Genomic DNA, 23,533 nt, shown 5'->3' on the forward strand with positions numbered 1-23,533 from the left:
GGACCCGGTGGCCTTCGGCACCGTGGTGGCCCGCAAGCGGGTGCTCGACGGGCGCAACGCGCTGGACCGGGAGGCCTGGACCGCCGCCGGGTGGACCTACCGCGCCCTCGGCCGCCGCGCCGGCTGACCCGCGGCCACGTTCCCGCCGCCCCCGACAGGCCGGTCCGCGGCCGTGGCACGCGCCGCCGTCCGACGTCCCTGCAGCCCCACGTCACCCACCCGTGTGACCGGTGCTCAGGAACGCCCGCCGACCTGCCGATGACCCCGATGTGTGGACGTGGGTCATCGGTGGGCTGCTCGCCTGGGTCCTGTTCGGGCTCGTCGTCGCCGTCGTGCTGGGCCGCGGCATCCGGATCGCCGACCGCCGGGCCGGCGCCGACCCCACGGCGGCAGAGGTCCCCGCGGCCTTCCGCTCGCGCACACCCCGTCGGCGCATCCCCCTCCCGCCCGTCGGGGTCGCCCTGGCGGCCACGGCGGTCCTGCTCGAGACGGTGGGCTACGTCGGCGCGCTGACCGGCGCCTCCGGGCCCACCGCCCGCGCCCTGTCGATGGACGCTCCGTTCTCCGCGCCCCGCCTGTTCGTCGCGACGCTGTTCGCCGTGGCCGCCGTGGCCGCGGTCGCGGGGGCCGCCCGCACCCCCGGACGACGCACCTGGTGGTCGGCCGTCGGCCTGGTCGCCGCGTTCATCGCCGTCGTGAAGGCGGGCAGCACCGTCCACGCCGAGGCCATGGCCGGGCTCACCGACCTCATCGGCGAGCCGGGGGCCGTCGTCGTCAGCGCGCTGGTCGTCTCCGCCGTGCTGGCTGCGCTCGCCTTCGTCAGCCGGGCCGAGCGCCGCGACCGGCGCCGCGTGCTGGCCTGCCTCGCCGCCTACGCCGGTGCCGCGGTCGGGCTCTCGGCGGTCTCGGCGGCGGCGATCGGACACTGGGCGGTCACCGCCACGTACCTGGAGGAGTCGGGAGAGGCGCTGGCCGGCGTGGCCGTCCTCGTCGCCGTCCTCGTCGGTGTCGCCCCGCGCCTGGTGCTGCCCGGGTCCTGGGTCCTGCGCCGCCAGGCCGACGCCGAGCCGGTGGCGGCCGTCGACCCCCGTCCCGGGACTGCGCGCACGTGACCGCGCACCGAGCGTCGCCGGGTCGACCGCGGTTCGGGCCAGGTTGCGGACTTGCGACTCTTGCGTGAACAGGAACCCCACGTTCCACTGCGCAGACGGGTCGCTCGGTGACTCTGCGTGAAACCGGGCCGGAGAAAGTTGTGAGTCACACCCCAACCGGTTGACCCTCACCGAGATGAGTCGAACAGTCGCCTGCGGGTGACTGCGGGCCGGATGCCTGCTCACCAGCCACATCGCCGTGCGAGCGGATGTGGAACGGGGGGTTGGTCCGTGCTGAGTGCAGGAACCAGTGAGGAGGGGACCGGTCACACCGCGTCACCTTCCGTCACCGGTACCGGCGCTCCGGGACGATCCCGCACGTGGCTGCGCAGGCTCGTCCTCGCGGCCCTCTTCCTCATCGGCACGTGGGGGCTGATGGCCGCTGCGGCCGGCTCCGCGCAGGCCGCCCCGGGTTCCGGTCCGAGCACGTGGCACGAGCACGGTCACTGGGACGACTGCCCGGACCCGGACCACCCCTGGTGGGACGTCGTCGACTGGGACGAGGTCGACTGGGACGACCCCTGGTGGCAGGAGTGCGCGCCGGACCAGGCGACGGACGAGGCCTCGCGCTCCGAGCGCGACCTGCCGGCGCTGGCCGAGGGCGCCGTTCCCCGAGAGGTCCCCTCGTCGCCGGCTCCGGACGCCGAGAGCCCGGTCGTCGTGGACACCCTCGTCGGTCAGGAGCCCGCCCCCGCTCCGGCGCCGGCGCCTCAGCCCGCACCTGCGCCCGCACCCGAGCCCGTTCCGGCGCCTGCGCCCGAGCCGGCCCCTGCACCCAAGCCGGCCCCTGCGCCGGCTCCGGTCGAGCGGCCTGTGCCCGAGCCGGCCCCCGCGCCGCAGCCCGTTCCCGCTCCCGCCCCCCTCCCCGTCGAGGACGTCCCCGCTCCGGTCGTCCCGGGCAGCGGTTCGGTGGGTGGCGGCGTCGGCCAGGGCCCGGACACCGGCGCCTCGGCCGGCGACGGCGCCCAGGTCCCCGGCGGCGGCTCGTCCGGCTCCGGCTCCGGCGGCTCGGACGGTGTGTCGTCCGGCAACGGGGCGGACGGCGGGACGTCGGGCGACGGCACGGCCGAGCCCACGTCGCCGACCACCTCGGACGGCACGACTCCCGACGGGACGGCCACCTCCGGCGCGACCCCGGAACCGACCGCGCCGGTCGCCGAGCCCGCCCCGCTCGTGGTCCCCGACCCGGCCACCGCGCCCGTTCCGGACCCGGTGGCCGCACCGGCGCCGGCGGTGACCCCTCTCCTGCCGCCCGTCGGGCCGGTCGTCACCGCACCGACGGCCACCCCTGCGGACGCCGCTGCTCTCCCGACGGTGACGGTGACGTCGCCGCTGGTCCGCGACGCCGCCACGCTGCTCACCGGTGACGTGCACATCCGCGGCAGCGCGGCGGTCTCGGGCGGGGGCGCCGGCTACTCGCCCCGCGCCGCCCGCGCGCCCACGGCTCCCGCGCCCGCGGTCGCCAGCGACACCGACGACGTCCCTGCCGCGCCCTCGGCTCCTGCGCCGGTCCCGGTACCGCCGGCCCCGGCCGCGCCCGTCGCGCCGAGCGCTCCGTCGGCGGGGGCCCACGGGTCCTCCTCGGCCTCCGGCTCCGGCGGCCAGGACGAGTACGGCCTCCCCGCGGCCGTCGTGCCCGGCTCGTGGACCGCGCTGCCGCGCGGCCACGCCGTCCTGCTGCTCTCCGGCGTCGCCGGCCCGGTCGTGGCCGTCGCCGACGACCCCGGCTCCAGGCCCGACTGACCTCACCTGACCGGCTGACCCGGCCCGCCCCGCGTTCGGGCGTGTCGACCGGCTGCCGGTCCTCCGCGCGTGCCCGCCGCATCCGGGCCCGCATCCCTGGGCGTCCCGCCGCATCCGGGCACGCCCTCCCTGGGGCGTCGTCGTGTCCGCCGCATCCGGACACGACGCCCCGCCACCCCTTCCTCGCCCGCACGCACACGCATCCGAGAACCGAGGACCATGAGGCGATCCACCCGCTCCGGGCAGCTCCCTGCCCGCAGTACGACCACGACACCCGTCTTCGCCAACCCCTCCGGGCGGCGCTGGCGGCGGCTGCGCGCCGTCCTGCTGACGCTGCTCGTCCTGGCCGTGGGCTTCTGCGTCGTCGCCGTGCCGAAGGTGCTGGCGCCGCCGGCGCTGGCCGGCGCGCCGACGCCCGACGGCCCCACGCCCGAGGAGGTCGGCGACGACGCCCCCGTGATCGGCGAGGGCCCGCTGGTGCGCGTCGTCGAACTGCTCCGCGTCGACGGCACCGTCTACGCGCAGGAGCCGTTCACCGGCCAGGTGGTCTCCGAGGTGAGCGGCGCGGACCGCGCGAACGCCGGCGACGCGGACTACGTCCTGCAGCGCTACGGCTACGGCCCGGAGATCCACCGGACGATCTCGCTGACCTTCGACGACGGCCCCGACCCGGTCTGGACGCCGCGGCTGCTGGACCTGCTCAGCGAGCGCGGCGTCCCCGCGACGTTCTTCGTCACCGGCGCGCAGACCGCCAAGTACCCCGAGATCATGCAGCGGATCGTCCGCGAGGGGCACGCGCTCGGGAACCACACGCTGACCCACATCGACGTCAGCGACACCACGCCCTTCCGCGAGCGGCTCGAGGTCTCCCTGGCCGACCGGATCATGCGGGCGCAGACCGGCCAGGCCGCCGAGTTCTTCCGGCTGCCCTACGAGAGCGACGACGAGGAGGTCCTGAAGGAGGACACCACCGGGATCCTGCGGGCCCAGCAGATGGGCTACGTCATCGCCTCGCACGACTTCGACAGCCTCGACTGGGCGCACGCCGCGGGCTTCATCGACGGCCCGATCGAGCTGCCGCCGCTCGGCGACCAGGACAACATCACGATGCTCCTGCACGACGCCGGGGGCGACCGCTCGCAGACCCTGGAGTACGTCGAGCGACTCGTCGACGCGGCCCGCGACGCCGGCTACACGTTCACGACGATGCCGCAGTCCCAGCCGGACATCGACGAGGCGGCGGCCGGTGCGGTGAGCCCCACGCTGTGGGACCGCCTGGCCCTGTGGACGGCGGCCGCGCTCTTCGTCCTGCCGCCCGAGCTGCTGTACGGCCTGTTCATCCTCGCGATGGTCACGATGCTGGGCTTCGGCCTGTTCAACGCGATCCTCGCGGTGGCCCGCGCGAAGCGGCGGATCCGGCCGGTCAACGTGCAGCGCCCACCGGTCACGGTGCTGATCGCCGCGTTCAACGAGGAGAAGGTCATCGTCCGGACCCTCGAGTACCTGCTGCGCTCCACCCACCCGATCGGCGAGATCGTCGTCGTCGACGACGGCAGCACCGACGGCACGGCGGCCGCGGTGCGGTCGGTGGCCGACCGGGACGAGCGGGTGCGACTGATCCGGCAGCCCAACTCCGGCAAGTGGGCGGCGCTCAACAACGGGTTCGCCGCCGCCCGGCACGAGCTGGTGGTCACGCTCGACGCCGACACGCTGTTCACCCCGCAGACCATCGCCCGGCTCGTGGAGCAGTTCCACTCGCCGCAGGTGGGCGCCGTGGCCGGCGTCATCAAGGTCGGCAACTACTCCACCAACGTCGTCACCCGCTGGCAGGCGCTGGAGTACGTCACCCAGATCGGGCTCGAGCGGGCGGCCGGCGCGCTGATGAACGCGGTGATGATCGTGCCCGGCGCGTGCGCGGCCTGGCGGCGGACGGCGGTCCTCGAGGCCGGTGGCTACACCAACGCCACGATGGCCGAGGACTGCGAGCTGACCCTCGCGCTGCACCGGAACGGCTGGCGGGTGGAGCAGGCCGACCAGGCGGTGGCCTGGACCGAGGCCCCGGAGACCGTCGACGCCCTGCTCAAGCAGCGGGTGCGGTGGATGTACGGGACGATCCAGGCCGTCTGGCGGCACCGGGCGATGCTGTTCCGGCCCCGCTACGGCTGGCTCGGCATGCTGGTCATGCCGATGACGGTGCTGACCATCGTCGTCCCGCTGGTCTTCACCCCGCTGATCCTGCTGGGCATCGTGCAGACGCTGTTCGCGCAGGGCCCGCTCGCGCTGGGGCTGTACTTCCTCGTCTTCGCGGTCGTGTACGGCCTCCTGGCGGTGATCGCCGTCCGGTTGCTCGACGAGCGCGCCGAGCACCTGCTGATGGTCCCGGTCTACCGGCTGATCTACGAGCCGCTGCGGATCTACCTGCTCTACGCCTCCCTGGGGACGGCGATCCGCGGCGTGCGGCTGGGGTGGAACAAGCTCGCCCGGACCGCCCGCATGGACGACGTCGCCACGGTCGGCAGGGCCTCGGACGAGCGACCCGTGGAGGTGGGCGCGGAATGACCCGCCACCGCAAGGACCCGCTGCTCTGGGCCGGGGCCGCCGTCGTGGTCGTCGCGCTGGTCGTCGGCGCGCTCGTCCTGCGACCGCGGCTGTTCCCGGCCGCCCAGCCGCTGGTCGCCGCCGCCTGGCTGCCGGTGTGGGACGACCGCGCCCCGGCGTCGCTGACGTCCGCGCTCGACCAGGGCGGGGTGACCGAGGTCAGCCCCACGTGGGCGGCCCTCCGCGTCGACGGGACGTTCGCGCTCACCCCGCCGCCGGCGGACGTGCTCGACGAGCTGACCGCGGACGGCGTCGAGCTGCTCCCGACGGTGCAGAACTTCGCCGACGGGGAGTGGCAGGGCCAGGCCACGGCCGACCTGCTCGCCGACCCGCAGCGGGCCGCCGACCACCGCGCGCAGCTGGTCGAGCTGGCCACCCGCAACGGCTGGGACGGGATCGACGTGGACTACGAGGCGCTGCCGGCGACGGCGGGCCCGCGGTTCAGCGAGTTCCTCGAGGCGCTGCGGGAGGACCTGCACGCGCAGGGGCTGCAGCTGACCGTCGCCGTGCCGGCGCGGGTGAGCGACGACGACCCCAACGGGCTCGCGTACAGCTACCAGGTGATCGGGCGGATCGCCGACCAGGTGCGGATCATGACCTACGACCACGCCTGGAGCACCAGCGAGCCCGGACCGGTCGCACCGGTCGACTGGGTGCGCGACGTCGTCGACCACGCCGTGGCCGAGGTGCCGCCGGAGAGGCTGATGCTCGGGCTGCCCACGTACGGCTACGACTGGGTCGGCAGCGAGGGGCGCAACCTGGCGGCCACCGACGCGGTCGCGCTGGCCGAGCAGGTCGGTGCCGAGCCGCGGTGGGACGACGAGAGCGCGGCGTGGACCTTCACGTACACGCGGGACGGCCAGGACCACACCGTCTGGTACGAGGACGCCCGCTCGCTGGAACGCAAGCAGGAGATCGCCGTCGACGAGGAGTTGCGCGGCGTGGCGATCTGGAGCCTCGGCGGAGAGGACCCGCAGGTGTGGACCACGGTGCAGACCGCAACGAGCAAGGGGGTGGAGCGATGAGGCAGCGCGACCGGTACATCGACTTCCTCAGGGCCTTCGCGCTGATCCGCGTGATGACCTACCACACGTTCGACTGGGCGTGGCTGCCCCTGGCGTTCCCGTCCATGGGGATCATGTTCGCGCTGGGGGGCGGGCTGGTCGCGGCCTCCCTGGACCGCGCCGGCTCCGCGCGCGCCTTCTGGCGCAAGCGGATCCGGCGGCTGCTGCCGCCCTTCTGGGTGTTCGGCGCGGTGGCGCTGGCGGCCATGTTCGCCCTCGGCTGGACGACGACCAGCGAGGCCGGCCAGCCGTGGAGCTGGTCCACCGCGTGGCTGTGGCTGGTGCCGCTGTCGGACCCGCCGTACTCCGCTGAGGGTCTCGACTGGGTGATCCCGCTCTGGTACATCCGCGTGTACCTGTGGTTCCTCCTGCTCAGCCCGGCGATGCTGTGGCTGTTCCGCCGGTGGCCGCTGCGGATGATGGCGATCCCCCCGGTGGTGCTGATCGTGGTCACGCTCGGCCTGGTGTCGCTCGGCGGGCGCAGCTACGACCTGGCGGTCCTGCTGTCGACCTACGCGTGCTGCTGGATGCTCGGGTTCGCCCACCACGACGGCATGCTGCGGCGGCTGCCGCTCAAGCGGACGCTGCTGGCCGGGGCGGCGCTGCTGGGCATCGGTCTCTGGTACGCGTTCTCGCACCAGGACGTCTACGGCACCTACAACGTCGACGACATCCCGCTGGCGAACATGCCGTACTGCCTGGGCGCGGTGATCATCCTGCTGCGGATCTACCCGCGGTTCACCTGGCTGGACCGGCTCCCCACGCTCGGCGCGATCGTCTCGCTGTTCAACAGCCGGGCGATGACGATCTACCTCTGGGGCAACCTGGCCATCTGGCTGTCCCCGGTCGTGCTGGCCGCGACCCCGCTGGCTCAGTACCACACCGACGACGCCCGCGGGATGGCGCTGCAGTACACGACGGCCTGGACGCTGATCTTCGTCGCCGTCCTGGCCGTGGGCTGGGTCGAGGACGTCGCGGCGGCGCGGCGGCCCCGGTTCCTGCCCTGGGACCGCGTCGCACCGGTCCGCGCGGCGGCGCCGGAGCCGGCCCGGGAGGTCGTGTTCACCGACAACGTGGTCGCCGACCCGGCCCGGGACGACGTGGTCACGGAGCCGGCCCGCGAGGTGGCGTTCCGGGACAACGTCGTCCGGGACGAGGTCGAGGAGCAGCCGGCCCACGAGCGGCCGAGCGAGCAGCCGTCCTCCGGCCGGCCCGCGGCCGAGCTCGTGTGGCAGGTCGGTGAGGTGCCGCTGCCGCGGCTCGTCCGCGGCTACGGGCGCCGCGTCCACCTGCCGGAGCCGGCGCTGCCGGAGCCGCGGTCGGGCGGCTGACCGGTCGGCTCAGCCGTCACGGGGCGGCTGAGCCGACCGGTCCGGGCGGTCGTCCACGCCCGGCCGCCCAGCCCTTCAGCCGGCCGTCCAGTCGAGGAGCTGGGCGGCCGGCCGGCTGTTGACCACCCGCTCGACCGGGACGCCGCACTCCACGGCCCGCTCGCAGCCGTTGCCCTGCCAATCGAGCTGACCGGGGGCGTGCGCGTCGGTGTCGACGGCGAACTCGCAGCCCAGCTCGACGGCGAGGGCCAGCAGCCGCAGCGGCGGGTCCAGCCGCTCGGGCCGGGAGTTGATCTCGACCGCGGTGCCGTGCTCGACGCACGCCGAGAACACCGCCTCGGCGTCGAACTGGCTCTCCGGGCGCGGCCGCTGGCGCCGTCCCTCCCGTTGCTCGCGGGGGACCAGCAGCCGGCCGGTGCAGTGCCCGAGGACGTCGGTGTGCGGGTCCGCCACCGCGGTCAGCATCCGCTCGGTCATCGCCGCGCGGTCGGCCCGCAGGTCGGAGTGCACGCTGGCGACCACGACGTCCAGCCGGCCCAGCAGCTCGTCGGTCTGGTCCAACGAGCCGTCGACGTTGATGTCGCACTCGATGCCGGTGAGGATCCGGAAGGGCGCCAGCTCCTCGTTGAGCTCGGCGACGACGTCCAACTGTCGCTCCAGCCGCTCGGGGGACAGCCCGTTGGCCACGGTCAGCCGGGGGGAGTGGTCGGTGAGCGCGATGTACTCGTGGCCCAGCCCGATCGCCGCCTCGGCCATCTCCCGGATCGGGCTGCCGCCGTCCGACCAGTCCGAGTGCACGTGCAGGTCGCCGCGCAGCGCGGCACGGAACTCGGCGACGTCGTCGGCCAGCGGCACCAGCTCGCCGTGGGCCTCCTCGAGCCGGGCCAGGTACTCGGGGACCTCGCCGGCGTGCGCCTGCACGATCGCCGCCCCGGTCTTGGGGCCGATGCCGCGCAGGTCGGTCAGCGTCTTCGTGCGGATCCGCCGGTCGAGCTCCCCGGGCCCCAGCGTGTCGACGACGGCGGCGGCGGTGCGGAACGCCGCCACGCGGTGCGTGGGCTCGCGGGCGCGCTCCAGGAGGAAGGCGATCCTCCGGAGCGCGGCCGCGGGCGTCAGCGGATCGGTCAGCGGGAGGTCCTCTTCAGCTTCCGCTCGGTCCTCTTCTGCGCCTTGGCGGCGCGCTTCTGGGCCCTGGCCACGTTCTTCTCGGTGGCGTCGGCGGCCCGCTTCGCCGCCCGGCGGGCCCGGTAGCCGACCGACGGCCTGCCCTCGGTGTCGACGGCGGCGATGAGCAGCCCGCCGAGCAGGCCGAGGTTCTTGAGGAAGTGGATGGCCTGCCCTGCCTTCTGCTGCGGGTCGTCGTGCTCCCAGAAGCGGTGGCCGGCCAGCGTGGTCGGGATGGTGCTCACCGCCAGCGCGAGCGCCGACAGTCGTGGCAGCTTGCCCAGCGCGAACAGCGTGCCGGCGCCCACCTTCACCCCGGCGTCGATCTTCACCCACTGCTCGACGTCACGGGGGACCTGTACCGGCAACTGCTCGTCGGCCTTCGCGGTGATCGTGTCCACGACCGGTTTGGCGCCCGCGACCCGGGGTTGCGGGTTGCGCAGGGTGTCGATACCGCCGTAGACGAACGTGGCGGCGAGCAGCGGCCGGGCGATCCGGCGGACCAACATGGCGGGGACCTCTTCTCGTCAGGGACCTTCGGAACCGCTGTGCCCCGGACTGCGCCGGGCCACCCCTTGATCGCGACCGTAGTGAGGTCCCGGCCACTCCGCAGGGTCGATGACGACGGCCGCTCGGAGCGGGATCATCGTGCAGGTGACAGAGGCGCGCCCGGTCCCGCGGCGCTGGGTGCTCGCCCTCGCCGGCGCAGCGGTCGCGCTGTTCGCCGCCGGCTTCGTCGTGCGGCTCGAGTGCCGGATCGGGGGCGGTTGCGGCCGGTGGTCATGGCTGCTCGACCTCGACGCGGTCGGTGGGCTGCCGCGGCTGTTCACGACGGTGCTGCTGGCCGCCGCGTCCTGGGCGGCGCTGCGGGCCGCCTGCGCGGCCTCCGGCGGGCCGGCGCGGTGGTGGACGGCGGTCGGGGCGCTGGGCCTGGTGCTCGCGGCGGCCAAGCTGGTCAGCATCCACGGCACCCTGAAGGCCGGGGTGCCGCCGCTGGTCCAGTTCCTGGTCGGCGTCGTGCTCGCCGTCCCGGTGCTGGCCGCGCTGTGGGGAGCCGGCCGGCGGGCGGGGGTGGCCGCGACCGGTGCTGTGGTGCTCGCGCTGGCCGGCTACGCGGCCGCCGCGCTGAGCCTCGACGTCCTCACCGACCTCGCCGCGCTCGTGCAGCACCGCATCGGCCTGCTCACCCGGGCGGCCGGCACGCTGGTCGAGGAGCTGGGAGAGGCGCTGGCCGCGCTGGCGCTGCTGGTCGTCGTCCGGGGTCAGTCCTCGCGGCAGCAGTAGACGGTCAGCCCCGCCCGCTTGCCGAACACGAACGCGGTGGCCTCCTCGCCGGTCTCGCCGTCGTAGGCGATCTGCTGCGGGCCCGAGCGGGAGACCACCTCGACCGAGCGGGCCTGGTACTCCGCGTAGCCGGAGCTGCGGTCGCTGATGCCGAGCAGCGAGCCGAGGACGGCCCGGGACCGGCTGAAGCGGACGTCGGCGCGCAGGTACTGGACGTCGAGCAGCCCGTCCTCCAGCCGGGGGCGCCAGGCCGGGGCGAGCCCGCGCGGGGTGTACCGGCAGTTGCCGACGAAGAGGATCCAGACCCGCACCGGCCGGCCGTCGAGCAGCAGGGACACCGGCGTCCCGTGGCGCAGCGTCCGCGCGACGGCGACCGTCATCGCCGCCCACTTGCCCAGCCGGCCGGCGAGCGCGTCCCGTCGCCGCACCATCTCCGGGTAGCTGCCGATGCTGGCGGTGTTGAGGAACGGCGTCCCGTTCACGTCGGCGACGTCGACCTCGACCGCGCGCCCCGCCTCGACGGCCGCGGCCGCGTGCTCCAGCGTGTGGACGCCGACGTCGCGGGCGAAGTGGTTGAGCGTGCCGGCCGGGAGCACGGCCAGCGGCAGGTCGTGCTCGAGCGCCACGGTGGCCGCGGCCGCCACGCTGCCGTCGCCGCCGGCCACGCCCAGGGCCCGCGCCCGGCCCGAGCGCACGGGCCCGGCCAGCAGCTCGGCGACGGAGGTTCCGGCGTGCACCTCCAGGACCTCAGCGCGGGGGAGCAGTCCCCGGACGTCCTCGGCCGGGTCGTACCCGTCGGGGCCCGATCGCGGGTTGACCGCGACGACCAGCCCTTCGCCACCGGGGAGCGCCGGCGCCGACCGCGCCGTCCGCACCCGGGCGGGCGTCGTCGGGCGCACGGCCCACCAGTGCCGGCTGCCCGCGGCGACCGCCGCGCCCACGGCCAGGCCGGCCACGACGTCCCCCGGGTAGTGCACGCCCACGTGCACGCGCGAGTAGCCGACCGCCAGGCCCACCGGCGCCAGTGCCGCCCCGGCGAGCGGGCACTCGAGCGCGACCCCGGTGACGAACGCCCCCGCCGACGCGGCGTGCCCGCTGGGGAAGGAGTGGGTGGTCAGCGGGTGGTGCAGCAGCTTCTCCAGTGCGTGCCCGGCGAGGTCGGGACGGCGCCGGCTGAACACCTGCTTGAGGACGGCGTTGACCACGGTGCTCGACACCGAGAGCGAGCCGAGCCCGCGGATGGCCGCCCGCCGCAGCGGGCCGCGGCGCAGGCTGAGGAGCAGGCCGACCGCCATCCAGAGCCGGCCGTGGTCGGCGGCGGTGGTGAGGCGGCGCAGCCAGCGGTCGGCGGGGGAGTCGGGCAGGGCGCCGACCAGGGAGTGCAGCCGGGCGTCCCAGTGCCGGGCGCTGCGCATGCCGCCGGACGGTAGTGCGGGCGGCCCGGTGCGTGCGAGCACGGCACCCGATCGGGGACCCCCCGAAGGTGCTCATCCGACCCCGCTACGTGAACGCCGGAGGGGTTGACAACCGGCCTCCTCTCCCTGGAGTCGTTGGCCGGTCACAGACCGTGAGAGGTGTCGCGACCCTTGAGGGCCGGAACCGTTCTGAGCGTCATGACACGCCGCCCATTGCGTGAAAGGAAATGCACTCTGTCGAGGCGTCGCGGACCTACCCCTAGCGTCGCCCGGGTCGTTGGGCTCGCCCTTTTCGGGACTTCGGGCGTGCGCACAGGCAGTGGGAGTTCAGACGGGGAGGACCCATGGCTGCGGTGCCATTTCGAATGCATTCCAACTACGCGCTGGTCGACGAGGCGGAGATACCCCTTCAGCGCGACAACCCGCTCGTGATGGCGGTGCCGTGCGCCCCTGAGACCGTCGCGGTGGTGGGGCTGGGCTACGTAGGGCTGCCGACAGCCCTGTCGCTGCTGGAGACAGGCTGCCGTGTGATCGGCGTGGACGCCTCACCTGCGCGGATCGACGCCATCGTCGAGCAAGACGTGGACCTGCTGCCTGCGGACGTCGAACGTCTGCGCCGCCAGTTGGCCGGCGAGGACCTCGAGTTGACCGGGGACCCCGCCCGCATCGCCGACGCGGACGCCGTGATCGTCTGCGTCCCCACGCCGGTCACCCAGCAGTTGGTACCGGATCTGCGGGCGCTGGAGGGGGCGTGCCGGTCGGTCGTGAGCCACGCGCGTGCTGGTCAGACCGTGATCCTGACGTCGACGACGTACGTGGGGTGCACCCGGGCACTGCTCGAACAGCCGCTGCAGGAGCGCGGCCTGCGACCGGGTGAGGACGTGCACATCGCCTTCTCGCCCGAGCGGATCGATCCCGGCGTGCCCGACCACGTGCCGGCCGCCACGCCCCGGGTGGTCGGCGGCCTGACGCCGGCGTGCACCGAGCGGGCTGCTGCCGTCCTGCGCCACACCTGCCCGGTGGTGCACACGGTCAGCTCACCCGAGGCCGCGGAGATGACCAAACTCCTGGAGAACACGTTCCGGGCGGTCAACATCGCGCTGGCGAACGAGATCGCGGATGTCGCGGGGCACTTCAAGCTGTCCGCGACCGAGATCATCGATGCCGCCGCCACGAAACCGTACGGTTTCATGAAGTTCACGCCGGGCCCCGGCGTGGGTGGCCATTGCATCCCCTGCGACCCGCACTACCTGCTGTGGCAGTTGCGGGGGGACCGGGTGCAGGCGCCGATCATCGAGGCGGCCATGACCGGCATCGCGATGCGCCCCCGCCGTGTGATCACCAGGCTCCGCGAGCTGCTGGCCGAGCGCGGCCGCTCCCTGCGCGGAGCGGCGGTGCACCTGGTGGGCGTCTCCTACAAGCCTTCTGTCGCCGACGTGCGCGAGTCCCCGGCCTTGGAGATCCTGGCGGCCTGTTCCGCCGCCGGCGCCACGGTGGGCTACACGGACTCGTACGTTCCCGAGGTCGTCCTGCCCACCGGGGAGGTGCTGCGTTCGGTCCCCGTCGACGAGGTCGACGCCGACATCGTGCTGGTGCACACCGCCCACCCGGAGGAGGACCTCGCCTGGCTGGCGCAGCACGCCCTCGTGCTGGACGCCACCTTCCGCCTGGCCGATCTCCCCCAGCGGGAGCTGGTGTGACCGTGTTCCGACCGCATCGGCACGGAGGGCGGCTCTCGCCCCGGGAGGGCCGGTGAGCGCCGGACACCATCCCAGGCTGACGGCGGTCGCCGAGGAGTCCCGGCCGGGCGGCCTGCCGGATCCCGAGCACCCGCTCGTGCGGCCACTGTTCCCGGTCGGGAGCGCGGTCCCCGCGCTGCCGCCCGAGGGGTCCGCTGACCGCATCGAGTCGCGACCGGCCCGGCCGTCCCAGCTGGACCGCCTCGACCCGGGGTTGCGGCACGGCATCCGGCGCCTGCTCACCCTCGTCTGCCTGGTTCCGCTGCTCGCGCTGCTGGCCCCGGTGTTGCTCCACTTCCTGGACGACCCGATCGTCCTCAGCTACGGCGTGGGCGTGCTCATCGCGACGATCGTCTGCTTCTACCTGGCCTACACCCGGTACGACGACCTGGCCGACCCGCGGTTCAGCCGGGTCCCCGACGACGTGGGCGCCCCGCCGCTCCCGGCCATCCCGTCGGTCACCCTCCTCGTCGCGGTCATGAACGAGGTGGACGTGATCGACGCGTGCGTGCGGTCCATGCTCGGCTGCGACTACCCCGACGTCCAGGTGATCGTGGTGGACGACGCGTCCAGGGACGGGACCGCCGAGCGATTGCAGGAGCTGGCCGCGGAGCTGGACTTCACGCTGCTCGCGCTCGAGCGCAACGTCGGGAAGAAGAACGCGCTCGTGCGCGGGGCGGAGCTGGCCACCGGAGAGGTCCTCGCCTTCACCGACTCCGACTGCGTCCTGGCGCCCGACGCACTGCGTCGGTGCGTGGCCGCCCTCGTCGCGCACCCGAGCCTGGGGGCGGTCTCGGGGCACGCCCGGGCGCTCAACGCGGACGCCTCCCTGCTGTCGAAGATCCAGGACACCTGGTACGAGGGGTCCTTCCGGGTCACCAAGGCCGCCGAGTCGTCCCTGGGTTCGGTGACGTGCGTGTCGGGACCGCTGGCCGTCTTCCGGCGGGACGCCATCTGGAACTACCTGCCGGCCTGGGCCGCAGACCGGTTCCTGGGGGCGGAGTTCCGCTTCGCCACCGACCGCCAGCTCACCGGCTACGTCCTCGGGCAGCGGTGGCTCGGTCGCGACCTCAAGGCGGCCCACGCCGACTCGCCCTTCGTCACGGAGGTGGACCACCCCGAGCGCCGGTGGCGGGTGGGCTACGTGCGGTCGGCGCGGGTCTGGACCGTGGTGCCGGAGAGCGCCCGGGCGTTCCTCAAGCAGCAGATCCGGTGGAAGAAGAGCTTCATCCGGAACCTCTGCTTCACGGGCCGCTTCATGTGGCGCCGCGGGTTCGGCCCCGCCGGCCTCTACTACGGGCACGCCGCCTGGGTGCTGGCCGCCCCTGTCATGGCCGTCCGCCACCTGCTGTGGGCGCCGTTCAACGGGCTGTGGATGCTCTGCGCGCTCTACATCGCCGGTGTCGTCGTGAAGGGCTGTGCCTGGGGCGTGGCCTACCGGATCGACCACCCCGGCTCGCCGCGCTGGCGGTACCGGCCGCTGATGAGCCTGGTCTCCTCGGTGGTCCTGTCCTGGCTGCTGCTGTACTCGCTGGCCACGATGCGGCGCGGCGTCTGGTCGAGGGGCTCGTGATGGGCAGGTCCGCCCGCCCTACGCGCAGGCCCGCCGTCCTGCGCTTCGTCACGAGCACGATCGTCGTCCTCGCGATCGTGCTGCTCTACCTCTTCGTCCTCACCCGCGGGGCGATCCTGTGAGGGCCACGCTGGAGCGGCGGATCTCCCGGCGGACGCACGCCCGCACGGAGGCCGAGCGTGCCCGGGCGAACGCCCTCGCCCTCATGCCGGAGCTCACCCCGGTGCCCCGACGCCGGCTGTACCACCGCGGCCTCCAGGTGCTGGTCGGCCTGGTGTCCCTGACGCTGATCCTCGCGATCTTCGGTGGGACCTGGGCCTACCAGGACTGGCAGCGGGAAGTCGGGCCGCAGGTGGAGACCGAGACCGACCGGCTGCTCAGCCAGGCGGAGGTCGGGGAGTACCGCGCCGCCGCCGCGGCGGCGGCCGGGGCGCCGGCCGGTGCGGGCGCCGAGCCGATCGTGCTGACGTACCACGACATCGGCCCGAACGAGCAGGACAGCCCCTACATCGTCAGCGCCGAGCGGTTCGCCGCGCAGATGGCCATGCTCCACGAGGCCGGCTACCGGACGATCACCGCGGCGCAGTTCACCGACTACGTGCGCGGGACGTACACGCCGCCACCGCGGTCGGTGCTCATCACCTTCGATGACGGCACCGGCGGGCTGTACCGGTACGCGGACCCGATCCTCGCCGAGTACGACTTCACGGCCGTCTCCTTCATCATCACCGGTCGCGTCGGACTCCACCGGCCGTACTACCTCACCTGGCGGCAGGTCGAGTGGATGCACGACAGCGGGCGATGGGACTTCCAGTCGCACACCCACGACCTGCACACCGAGGTCCCCATCGCCCCCGGCGCGGTGGGCTCGGACCTGTCCAACCGGGTGTACGCCGACGGGCGCACCGAGTCGATGGCCGCGTTCCGGGCGCGCGTCACGGAGGACCTGGAGCGGTCCGTGCGGGACTTCGCCGACCAGAGGCTCCCGCAGCCGACCCTCTTCGCCTGGCCCTTCTCCGACGTCGGTGCCGAGGAGCTCTCGGACACGGCGGCGGTCGACTACGTGCAGGGCGAGGTCGCCCGCCTGTTCGACATCAGCTTCATCGACAAGCGTCTCGACGCCACGCCGGTCACCGAGGCGAACGTCGCGGCCCAGGTCGCCCAGCGCTTCGAGGTCCTGCGGGACGACACCACCGATTCGGTCTTCCGGGCGGTCGAGCGGATGGCGACCCTGCCGGTCACCGACCTGCGGCCGCTGGACGTGGAGAGGACGTGGCTCGAGCCCGGGGGCTTCCCCGCTCCCCTGGACCTCCACGACGACGTGGTGCAAGCCGATGCGAGCACGCTCACTTCCGTGACCGCGAACTGGGCGGTGCAGCGCACCAGCACGTGGACCGACTACGCCGTCGAGGCCGTGGTCGACGGGTTGGCGACCGGGGGTGACACCGCCGGGTTGCGGGTGCGCGTCGAGCACGCCGGCGAGATCGCGGTCCGGCTGTCCGGGAACAGCGCGCGCATCGAGGGGGCGGACGAGGTGCTCGTCGAGGCGCCGCTGGGGCCAGGGCCACACGCGCTCCGGGTGGAGGTCACCCCAGAGCAGACCGCCGCCTACGTGGACGGCCGTCTCCTGGGGACGGTCGCGGCCCCTGAGGACCGGTTCGCCGCTCAGGGCGGGTTCGGGTTGGTGGTGAGCCGCGCGTCGACGGACACGGCCTTCCCGGTCCTCCGAGACCTGCGGGTCCAGCCGTTGTGACGGGCAGACGTCGCCGTGGGCCGCCGGCCCCAGGGCGGCTGCTGCTCGTGCTGGTCGTCGTCGTGCTGACCGCCGGAGGCGCCCTCCACCTGGCGCAGGCCCTGTCGGAGCCGGCCGGGACCTGGCGGGCGGAGTTCCCCCGTGGCCACGACCTGATCACCAACGAGGTCGCCTACCGGGAACCGGACACGCCCGGCGTGCGGACGTCCCCGGACTGGATGGTCACCAGCGGCTCGTTGTTCGCCGACGACGGCGGGGCCAGAACCGGGCCGGTGGACGACGGCTCGCCGGACGTGGGATCACGGTCGGTCACCGGGTCGGCCGTTCTCCGCGCGGTGACCGTTCGGGACGACTTCCGCGACGTACAGGTGGTCCTGGACCTGCGGGTGGAGGCCATGACCGTCACCGACCGCACGGGACGACGGGACTACGACGGCGTCCACCTGTTGCTGCGGTACGCCGACCCGGACCAGCTGTACAGCGTCGACCTCTGCCGCCGGGACGACACCGTGACGATCAAGAAGAAGGCGCCGGACCCCGGGGACTCCGACGCGGCGAGCTACCACACCCTGGCCCAGGTGCCCTTCGACTGCACCCGGGGCCGGTGGTCGACGTTCTCCGTCCGGGTCGGCAACGAGGACGGGGGGGTGCGGCTCACCCTGTCCACGCCGGAGCGCGAGGTCCTGTCCGCGGTCGACGACGGGGCGGGCGGCTCCCCTCCGCTGACCGGTGCCGGGCGGGTCGGCGTCCGGGGCGACAACACGGCCTTCCGCTTCCGCGACCTCGTCATCTGCCCGGCCGGGGAGCGTGGCTCCGGGGCTGAGGCCTTCTGCCGCGCGCGGTAGGCGGGACTTCACCCGGGACGCAGCCAGGCGGTCCACCGCTCGACGGCCAGGTAGCCCATGCGCTCGTACACCGGTCGCCCGTCGTCGCTGGCGATCAGGACGGCGGGCTCGTCCGGGCGCCCAGCGTCGCCGCCCAGGTGACCGCCGCCCCGGCGCCGTGGCCCCGGGCGCGCGGCAGGGTGGCGACGTACTCCACCAGCGTCACGCCGGCGTGCCGGTGTGCGGCCGCGACGGCGACCGGCTCCCCGTCGACCTCCGCGATCCAGACCCGGGTCGCCGTCGTCAGGATGCCCGGCCCGAGCAGGTCGCCGGGGTGCAGCGGCTCGAGGTCGGGCATCGGACAGCCCTCACCCAGGACCCGCTCGGCGCGCGCGAGGTCCTCGGCGGTGGTCACCTCCCGCACCTGTGCGCCGCGCTCCGGCAGGTCGGGGCCGGGAGCCGGCAGGCGCACCATGAGCGGCGGGTGGCCGATGAGGACGAGGCCGTGGGACGCCAGGTCCTGGGACGGCCAGGGGCTGAGCAGCAGGTAGGGCACCTCGGCGGGGAAGAGCTCCCCGATCTCGGCGAGGGTGGCCGCCGGGTCGGTCGGCGGCTGCGTGAGGACGACGGGGTTGGTCAGGGCGCCGCGGTCGCCGATCCACCCGCCCGCCCACCGAGGCGTCGACCGGCTCGGCCGGCCGGCGCTGCGGGCGACCTCGACCGGCCACGACGCGTGGGCCAGCACCGCCTGGCGGACGAGCGTGTCGCCCGGGTCGAGGTCCGGCTCCCAGCCGGTGGTGAGGTGTTCTCCTTCGGGCGGCACGATCGAGGCGGCCATCGGGCCACGATCCCAGCCCGGCTCTCCGGGGGACAGGTGCCCGAGGGCCCTCCGCTCAGGCCTTGCGGCGGGCGCGGTAGGCGGCGACCGTCGAGCGGCTGGCGCAGGTGTTCGAGCAGTACCGCCGGCTGGCGTTGCGCGAGGTGTCGACGTAGACGTTGTCGCAGCCCTCGGCGGTGCAGACGCCGATCCGCTGCCAGCCGTGCTGGACCACCACCTGCGACAGGCCCATCGCGACCGTCGTCGTCAACTGCTCCAGCACGGGGGCCTCGGGCCGGGCGTAGTGCAGGTGCAGCTCGCCGTCGTGGTCGGTGGCGTAGGGCTGCGGGGAGGCCAGTGCCAGCAGGGCGTTGAGCCGCTCGATCACCTCGGCCTGCGACCCCGCGACGGCGACCGCACGGACCAGGTCGGCGGTCTCCGCGGCCTGGGCGGTCTGCCGGGAGGTGAGCTCGGTCGCGGTGCCCGGCTCGAACCACTCGTCGTGGGCGCGCAGGAACGCCGCGGCCCAGTCCGGTTCGCCGCGGTCGGTGTTGGCCAGGTCGATGGCGAGCTCGACGGCGCTCGACCCGTAGGTGTCGTAGTCCATGGAGCCCCCTACCGGCGCGGCGACACGTAGGTGACGTACCTCATTTGACCCCCTACGGTCGCGTCCCTAGTCTGTAGGGGGTCAACGACATTTGACTCCCTACTCTTCCCGTTCCGTGCTCGTGTGAAGTGAGTTCTGCCGTGCGTGCGTACCTGTCCGTCTGGCGTCTGCCGTCCGCCCCGGTGCTCCTCGTGGCCGGGTTCGCCGGCCGCCTCCCGTCGGCCATGGTCCCGTTGGCGCTGCTGCTCATGGTGCAGCAGCAGACCGGTTCCTACGCCGTCGCCGGCCTCGCGTCGGCCGTCCACGGGATCGCGATGGCGGCCATGGCGCCGGTCCTCGGGCGGCTGGCCGACCGGCGGACCCCCCGGCCGGTCCTGCTCGCCCAGACCGCGGCCTACCCGGTCCTGCTCGCCCTGCTCGTCGCGGTCGTCCTGGGCGGTGCCCCGACCCCGGTGGTCGTCGCCGCCGCGGCGGCTGCCGGTGCCGGGACGCCGCTGGTGTCGGGCACCGTCCGCGCGCTGTGGTCCCGCGTCGACCCGCGGGTGCGCCCGACGGCGTTCGCGCTGGACGCGACCGCCACCGAGCTCGTGTTCGTCGCCGGCCCCACCGTGGTGGCGGCCCTGGCGGTGCTGGTCGGCCCGGCGTGGGCCGTGGGCGTGGCCGGGGTGCTCGCCGCCGGCGGTGCGCTCGGGATCGCGACCTCGCGGGCGATGCGCGGCTGGGCCCCCGCGCCGGCCGTGGAGCGGACCTCCCCACTGGCCACCGTGCTCGCTCCCGGGATGCCGCGTGTGCTGGCCAGCGGATCGGCCCTGATGCTCGGGTTCGGCGCGCTCGAGGTCGCCGTCCCGGCGTTCGCCGACGCCGCGGGCTCGCCGGGGATGTCCGGCGTCCTGCTGGCGCTGTGGTCGCTGGGGTCGGTGGCCGGCGGGCTGTGGTTCGGCGCCCGGGTGGTCAGCGTCTCCCTGCCGCGGCAGTACCGCTGGCTGCTGCTCGGCGTGACCATCGGCCTGGCGCCGCTCACCGCGGCGTCCGACCCCTGGGTGCTCGGCGCCCTGCTCTTCCTGGGCGGGACGGCGATCGCGCCCACGCTGACCGTGCAGAACAGCCTGGTCGGCGCGCTGGCCCCCGCGCACGCCACGACGGAGGCGTTCACCTGGCTGTCGACCATGGCCACCGGTGCCTCCGCGGTCGGTGCCGCGCTCGGGGGCGCGCTGATCGAGACCCCGGCCGGCGTCAGCGGCAGTCTGGTGCTGGCCGTCGCCGGCGCGGCGCTCGCGGTCGCCGCGACGCTCGTCCCCGGCCGGCACCGGGCCCGCCGTCCCGCCGTCGAGGCGGTGGCGGTCTGAGCGTCGACGCCGGTCCGCCCGGGACCCCCCGGCGGACCGGCGTCCCGTGCGCTGGTAGTCTTCCTTCTCGGTGGTTCCGGGGGGACTCGGACCCCGGGAGGCTTCGCCTAGTCCGGTCTATGGCGCCGCACTGCTAATGCGGTTTGGGTTAACCCCCATCCCGGGTTCAAATCCCGGAGCCTCCGCGCACGACAACTGAACACACGCACCCGTAGCTCAACGGATAGAGCATCTGACTACGGATCAGAAGGTTAGGGGTTCGAATCCCTTCGGGTGCACGTCTGGTTGAGACAGCGTCGCGGCCCCGTTCCCCTCGTGGGAGCGGGGCCGCGGTGTGTCTCAGCGCCGGCGGCGGGTGGGGCCCCAGGGCTTCCAGATCGCCAGCACCGAGGCCACGACCAGGGCGGTCCCGGAGGCGAACGCCGGGAAGAGCAGGTTGACCGGGCCGCGGCCGAGGTCGTCGGCCAGGACGGGGCCGGCGGAGCGGACCAGGGCCGCGGTCGCGGCCACCTGTGGCTGCAGCAGGACCGGCACGAGCGCCACCAGCGCGAGGTTGATCAGCAGCTTTCCCAGCACCCACCGCGTGCGGACGACGCCCCAGCGGCTGCCCAGCCCGAGCAGCACGCCGCTGCCGAGGCTGCCCAGCCCGAGCAGCACGCCGCTGCCGAGGCTGCCCGACCCCAGCGTGAGCAGCACCGGGACGGCGAACGTGGCCAGTGCCGTGTAGCTCGACGCCACCAGGAACGGGTCGTCGGAGGTGAACGCGGTGACCGCGAGCACGCCCAGGACGACGTCGGCACCCAGCCACCCCAGCGAGCAGGCCAGGTGCACCAGCAGGACCAGGCGGCGGGTGTCGCGGCCCAGGCGCAGCCGCACGGCGGGAGCGGTGGACGTCGCGGTCATCGCGAACTCCTCGGCGAGGGGGTCGGCCTCGACCGTACGCCAGACCGTTCGGCACTGAAAGGTCAGGTACCTGAGGAACCGCGCTAGGGTGACCGCGTGCCCCGGCCTCCCGGCGGCCCGCCGATCGGGCTGCTCCTCGCCCGCGTCGCGCGGGAGGTCAGCCGCGCGTTCGACGCCCGGCTCGCGGCCGCCGGCGGGTCGCGCACCGTGTGGCTGGTCCTGCTCGCCCTCCGCGGCGGTCCGGTCGCCACCCAGCGGGAGCTCGCCGAGGCCCTCGGCGTGCGTGCCGCGACCCTCACCCAGCAGCTCGACGCCATGGAGGCCGCCGGCCTCGTCGCTCGCGTCGCCGACCCCGGCAACCGGCGGGTGCGCCGGGTGGAGCTGACCGACGCCGGGCTGGCGCTGTTCGACCGGCTGCGGGACGCCGCCCGCGCGCACGACGAGCAGCTGCGCGCCGGCCTGGCCGCGGACGACCTCGCCCGCCTCGCCGCCGTGCTGGATCGGATGCGCCGCAACGTCGCCGAGGACTGACCTCCGGCGCGCGTCGAGGCACGTGAACTCGTGGCGGTCAGTGGCTGATGGCCACGAGTCCGCAGGTCTCGGCGGGGGGTCCGAGCGCGCCGCCGCCGGCGTCGTCACGGAGGGGAGGGGTCTCCGGGCAGCGGCACCTCCCAGCGTATGACGGTCCCTCGGCCGTCCGGCCGGGCGTCCACCGTCGCCCGGCCCCCGAGCCGCTCCGCCCGGGTGCGCAGGTTCGCCAGGCCGTTGCCGCGCGGCGCGCCGTCCGGGATGCCACGCCCGTCGTCGGTGACGGTCAGGGCGAGGGAGCCGTCGTGGACGGCGATGCGGACCGTGGCCGTGCTCGCCCCGGCGTGCCGCGCGACGTTGCTCAACGACTCCCGCAGGACGGCGGTCACCCCGTCGACGACCTCCCCCGCGGGAACCGCGTCCACGGGGCCGCCGAACTCGACCACGGGGCTGAACCCGAGGACGCGCACGCTGGTCTCGGTCACGTCGAGGACCGACCGGCGCAGCGCGTGGTCCCCGTCCGGCGTCCGCCCGAGGTCGAAGATCACCGTCCGCAGTTCGCGGATGACCTCGTCGGTCTCCTCGACCAGCGGTGCCAGCACCGGGGCCAGCTCGGGGTGCCGCCGGCCGGCGGAACTGAGCCGCAGGCCGAGGGCGAACACCCGCTGGATGGTGAGGTCGTGCAGGTCCGTGGCCATCCGGTCGTGCTCCTCGTGCAGCGTGAGCTGGCGCTGGGCGGCCAGGCGCTCGCGGGAGTGCCGGAGCACGCTCTGTCGCATCGTCTCCACCGACGCGGCGATGGTCACGAGCTCCTGTGCGCCCTGCGCCGAGATGGGGCGGTCGTGGTCGCCGGCGGCCACGGCCTGGACGTCGGTCAGCAGGCGTTCCAGGGGGCGGGTCAGCCGGCGGCGCAGGAGGGGGACGGTCAGCAGCGCCACGGTGAGGGCGACCACCAGGGCGCCGATGGACACGCCGTTGGCCACGGCCTGGGCGGCGGCGATGTGGTCGAGCTGCACCCGGGTGAGCTGCGCGGTCCGGGCGGTCAGCGCGTCGGACCGCTCGCGCAGGGTGTCGAAGAGCGCCTTGCCGGTCGTGTCGAGGTCGCGCTGCACGTCGTCCGGCACCGCGCCGAGCGACCGGGCGGCGATCTGTGGCTGCGCCACCTGCTCGTCCCAGGACTGGGCGGCCGCGGTGACCTGCCGGAGCAGGTCGAGGCCCGTCGCGTCGTCCCGCAGCAGCTCGGTCAGTCGGACCTCGAGGGACTCGGCGTCGGCCCGGCCGCGGTCGTAGGGTTCGAGGAAGGTGTGGTCGCCGGTGAGCAGGTAACCCCGCTGGCCCGTCTCCTGGTCCACGAAGGCGACGGTGAGGTCCGTCGCCGCCTGCCGGGCCGGCAGGACCGTGCCCTCGAGGCGGTTCACCGACATGAGCACCGACAGGCGGGCCAGACCCGCCACCGTGCCGCCGGTCAGCAGCAACGCCACCATGACCAGGACGACCAGCTGGACCGTGCCGCGCAGCGTCGAGACCCGGGACCGCAGGGCGAACCTCCCCGGGCCCGGGTCCGCGCGTCGAGTTCGCTCCGGTGCTCCCGCGGGCACCGCTCCATGGTGGGGCCGGGCGGCCCCCCAGGTCAGCCCCTGCTCGGAGATTGAGGGGCGGGGGGCCGGTCCTGACGGTCTGGCCGCGTTGGTCG

Annotated in this window: 20 protein-coding genes and 2 tRNA genes; 15 read left to right on the forward strand and 7 right to left on the reverse strand. The window is 74.4% G+C overall.

Features of this window, described 5'->3' with window-relative positions:
* The first annotated feature begins 269 nt into the window (after nucleotides 1-269).
* The 5 genes from ACI782_RS24620 (at nucleotide 270) to ACI782_RS24640 (ending at nucleotide 7,887) form a co-directional block, all read left to right on the forward strand.
* Nucleotides 270-1,112 carry a hypothetical protein gene (locus ACI782_RS24620; RefSeq protein WP_456912748.1) on the forward strand — a complete coding sequence of 281 codons (843 nt, stop codon included), beginning with the start codon at nucleotides 270-272 and terminating at the stop codon, nucleotides 1,110-1,112.
* A gap of 414 nt (nucleotides 1,113-1,526) precedes the next feature.
* A complete protein-coding gene (locus tag ACI782_RS24625; protein ID WP_456912749.1) occupies nucleotides 1,527-2,894 on the forward strand; it encodes a hypothetical protein in 1,368 nt (455 codons plus the stop codon).
* A gap of 219 nt (nucleotides 2,895-3,113) precedes the next feature.
* The gene (locus ACI782_RS24630; RefSeq protein WP_456912750.1) at nucleotides 3,114-5,453 is read left to right on the forward strand and encodes a bifunctional polysaccharide deacetylase/glycosyltransferase family 2 protein; all 2,340 of its coding nucleotides are present in this window, start codon (nucleotides 3,114-3,116) and stop codon (nucleotides 5,451-5,453) included.
* Nucleotides 5,450-6,517, forward strand: a complete 1,068-nt coding sequence (locus tag ACI782_RS24635) for a glycosyl hydrolase family 18 protein (protein WP_456912751.1) — start codon at nucleotides 5,450-5,452, stop codon at nucleotides 6,515-6,517. Before ACI782_RS24630 ends, ACI782_RS24635 begins: the two co-directional genes overlap by 4 nt.
* Nucleotides 6,514-7,887, forward strand: a complete 1,374-nt coding sequence (locus ACI782_RS24640; protein ID WP_456912752.1) for an acyltransferase family protein — start codon at nucleotides 6,514-6,516, stop codon at nucleotides 7,885-7,887. Before ACI782_RS24635 ends, ACI782_RS24640 begins: the two co-directional genes overlap by 4 nt.
* A 75-nt stretch (nucleotides 7,888-7,962) precedes the next feature.
* On the opposite strand, the gene ACI782_RS24645 is transcribed toward ACI782_RS24640, so the two are convergent.
* Nucleotides 7,963-9,015, reverse strand: a complete 1,053-nt coding sequence (locus tag ACI782_RS24645; protein ID WP_456912774.1) for a PHP domain-containing protein — start codon at nucleotides 9,013-9,015, stop codon at nucleotides 7,963-7,965.
* Nucleotides 9,012-9,560 (reverse strand): DoxX family protein, encoded by a 549-nt coding sequence (locus tag ACI782_RS24650; protein ID WP_456912753.1) that lies wholly within the window; start codon nucleotides 9,558-9,560, stop codon nucleotides 9,012-9,014. The genes ACI782_RS24645 and ACI782_RS24650 overlap by 4 nt, the downstream gene beginning before the upstream one ends.
* Nucleotides 9,561-9,705: 145 nt before the next feature.
* Here ACI782_RS24650 and ACI782_RS24655 point away from each other — a divergent pair, with 145 nt between their 5' ends.
* On the forward strand, nucleotides 9,706-10,335 hold the full coding sequence (locus tag ACI782_RS24655; RefSeq protein ID WP_456912754.1) for a hypothetical protein: 630 nt from the start codon (nucleotides 9,706-9,708) through the stop codon (nucleotides 10,333-10,335).
* Here the strand turns inward: ACI782_RS24655 and ACI782_RS24660 are convergent.
* Nucleotides 10,314-11,750, reverse strand: a complete 1,437-nt coding sequence (locus tag ACI782_RS24660) for a phosphatase PAP2 family protein (RefSeq protein WP_456912755.1) — start codon at nucleotides 11,748-11,750, stop codon at nucleotides 10,314-10,316. The genes ACI782_RS24655 and ACI782_RS24660 overlap by 22 nt on opposite strands.
* A gap of 344 nt (nucleotides 11,751-12,094) precedes the next feature.
* Here ACI782_RS24660 and ACI782_RS24665 point away from each other — a divergent pair, with 344 nt between their 5' ends.
* From ACI782_RS24665 to ACI782_RS24685, 5 genes are read left to right on the forward strand one after another with little or no spacing between them, the layout of a single operon-like run.
* Nucleotides 12,095-13,450, forward strand: coding sequence for a nucleotide sugar dehydrogenase (locus ACI782_RS24665; protein WP_456912756.1), 1,356 nt, complete (start codon nucleotides 12,095-12,097; stop codon nucleotides 13,448-13,450).
* A gap of 52 nt (nucleotides 13,451-13,502) precedes the next feature.
* Nucleotides 13,503-15,062 carry a glycosyltransferase family 2 protein gene (locus ACI782_RS24670; RefSeq protein ID WP_456912757.1) on the forward strand — a complete coding sequence of 520 codons (1,560 nt, stop codon included), beginning with the start codon at nucleotides 13,503-13,505 and terminating at the stop codon, nucleotides 15,060-15,062.
* Entirely contained in the window at nucleotides 15,062-15,184 is a 123-nt protein-coding gene (locus tag ACI782_RS24675; RefSeq protein WP_456912758.1) for a hypothetical protein, read from the forward strand. The genes ACI782_RS24670 and ACI782_RS24675 overlap by 1 nt, the downstream gene beginning before the upstream one ends.
* The gene (locus tag ACI782_RS24680; protein WP_456912759.1) at nucleotides 15,181-16,815 is read left to right on the forward strand and encodes a polysaccharide deacetylase family protein; all 1,635 of its coding nucleotides are present in this window, start codon (nucleotides 15,181-15,183) and stop codon (nucleotides 16,813-16,815) included. The genes ACI782_RS24675 and ACI782_RS24680 overlap by 4 nt, the downstream gene beginning before the upstream one ends.
* Before the next feature lie 47 nt (nucleotides 16,816-16,862).
* Nucleotides 16,863-17,660: a hypothetical protein gene (locus ACI782_RS24685; protein WP_456912760.1), complete on the forward strand. Its 798-nt coding sequence runs from the start codon at nucleotides 16,863-16,865 to the stop codon at nucleotides 17,658-17,660.
* Nucleotides 17,661-17,754: 94 nt separating this feature from the next.
* Here ACI782_RS24685 and ACI782_RS24690 read toward each other — a convergent pair whose 3' ends face one another.
* Nucleotides 17,755-18,477 (reverse strand): GNAT family N-acetyltransferase, encoded by a 723-nt coding sequence (locus tag ACI782_RS24690; protein WP_456912761.1) that lies wholly within the window; start codon nucleotides 18,475-18,477, stop codon nucleotides 17,755-17,757.
* 55 nt (nucleotides 18,478-18,532) lie between these two features.
* Nucleotides 18,533-19,063 (reverse strand): CGNR zinc finger domain-containing protein, encoded by a 531-nt coding sequence (locus ACI782_RS24695; RefSeq protein WP_456912762.1) that lies wholly within the window; start codon nucleotides 19,061-19,063, stop codon nucleotides 18,533-18,535.
* Nucleotides 19,064-19,203: 140 nt separating this feature from the next.
* On the opposite strand from ACI782_RS24695, the gene ACI782_RS24700 reads away from it, so the two are divergent.
* From ACI782_RS24700 to ACI782_RS24710, 3 genes are all read left to right on the forward strand, one after another.
* Complete coding sequence (locus ACI782_RS24700; RefSeq protein WP_456912763.1) at nucleotides 19,204-20,409, forward strand: MFS transporter; 1,206 nt, start codon at nucleotides 19,204-19,206, stop codon at nucleotides 20,407-20,409.
* A gap of 96 nt (nucleotides 20,410-20,505) precedes the next feature.
* Nucleotides 20,506-20,594 (forward strand) — tRNA-Ser (locus ACI782_RS24705).
* Between the two features lie 20 nt (nucleotides 20,595-20,614).
* A tRNA-Arg gene (locus tag ACI782_RS24710) sits at nucleotides 20,615-20,687 on the forward strand.
* Nucleotides 20,688-20,748: 61 nt separating this feature from the next.
* Here ACI782_RS24710 and ACI782_RS24715 read toward each other — a convergent pair.
* The gene (locus tag ACI782_RS24715; RefSeq protein WP_456912764.1) at nucleotides 20,749-21,312 is read right to left on the reverse strand and encodes a hypothetical protein; all 564 of its coding nucleotides are present in this window, start codon (nucleotides 21,310-21,312) and stop codon (nucleotides 20,749-20,751) included.
* 96 nt (nucleotides 21,313-21,408) lie between these two features.
* On the opposite strand from ACI782_RS24715, the gene ACI782_RS24720 reads away from it, so the two are divergent.
* A complete protein-coding gene (locus ACI782_RS24720; RefSeq protein ID WP_456912765.1) occupies nucleotides 21,409-21,843 on the forward strand; it encodes a MarR family winged helix-turn-helix transcriptional regulator in 435 nt (144 codons plus the stop codon).
* 104 nt (nucleotides 21,844-21,947) lie between these two features.
* Here ACI782_RS24720 and ACI782_RS24725 read toward each other — a convergent pair whose 3' ends face one another.
* The gene (locus tag ACI782_RS24725; RefSeq protein WP_456912766.1) at nucleotides 21,948-23,438 is read right to left on the reverse strand and encodes a sensor histidine kinase; all 1,491 of its coding nucleotides are present in this window, start codon (nucleotides 23,436-23,438) and stop codon (nucleotides 21,948-21,950) included.
* Nucleotides 23,439-23,533 lie beyond the last annotated feature (95 nt).

The sequence above is a fragment of the Geodermatophilus sp. SYSU D00703 genome (assembly GCF_054050155.1).

Excerpts from the sequence above, each read along its gene's own strand:
- ACI782_RS24695 (WP_456912762.1), bottom strand. The coding sequence starts at position 19,063 with ATGGACTACGACACCTACGGGTCGAGCGCCGTCGAGCTCGCCATCGAC.
- ACI782_RS24630 (WP_456912750.1), top strand. The coding sequence starts at position 3,114 with ATGAGGCGATCCACCCGCTCCGGGCAGCTCCCTGCCCGCAGTACGACC.
- ACI782_RS24650 (WP_456912753.1), bottom strand. The coding sequence starts at position 9,560 with ATGTTGGTCCGCCGGATCGCCCGGCCGCTGCTCGCCGCCACGTTCGTC.
- ACI782_RS24675 (WP_456912758.1), top strand. The coding sequence starts at position 15,062 with ATGGGCAGGTCCGCCCGCCCTACGCGCAGGCCCGCCGTCCTGCGCTTC.
- ACI782_RS24640 (WP_456912752.1), top strand. The coding sequence starts at position 6,514 with ATGAGGCAGCGCGACCGGTACATCGACTTCCTCAGGGCCTTCGCGCTG.
- ACI782_RS24715 (WP_456912764.1), bottom strand. The coding sequence starts at position 21,312 with ATGACCGCGACGTCCACCGCTCCCGCCGTGCGGCTGCGCCTGGGCCGC.
- ACI782_RS24690 (WP_456912761.1), bottom strand. The coding sequence starts at position 18,477 with ATGGCCGCCTCGATCGTGCCGCCCGAAGGAGAACACCTCACCACCGGC.
- ACI782_RS24660 (WP_456912755.1), bottom strand. The coding sequence starts at position 11,750 with ATGCGCAGCGCCCGGCACTGGGACGCCCGGCTGCACTCCCTGGTCGGC.
- ACI782_RS24665 (WP_456912756.1), top strand. The coding sequence starts at position 12,095 with ATGGCTGCGGTGCCATTTCGAATGCATTCCAACTACGCGCTGGTCGAC.
- ACI782_RS24635 (WP_456912751.1), top strand. The coding sequence starts at position 5,450 with ATGACCCGCCACCGCAAGGACCCGCTGCTCTGGGCCGGGGCCGCCGTC.
- ACI782_RS24625 (WP_456912749.1), top strand. The coding sequence starts at position 1,527 with ATGGCCGCTGCGGCCGGCTCCGCGCAGGCCGCCCCGGGTTCCGGTCCG.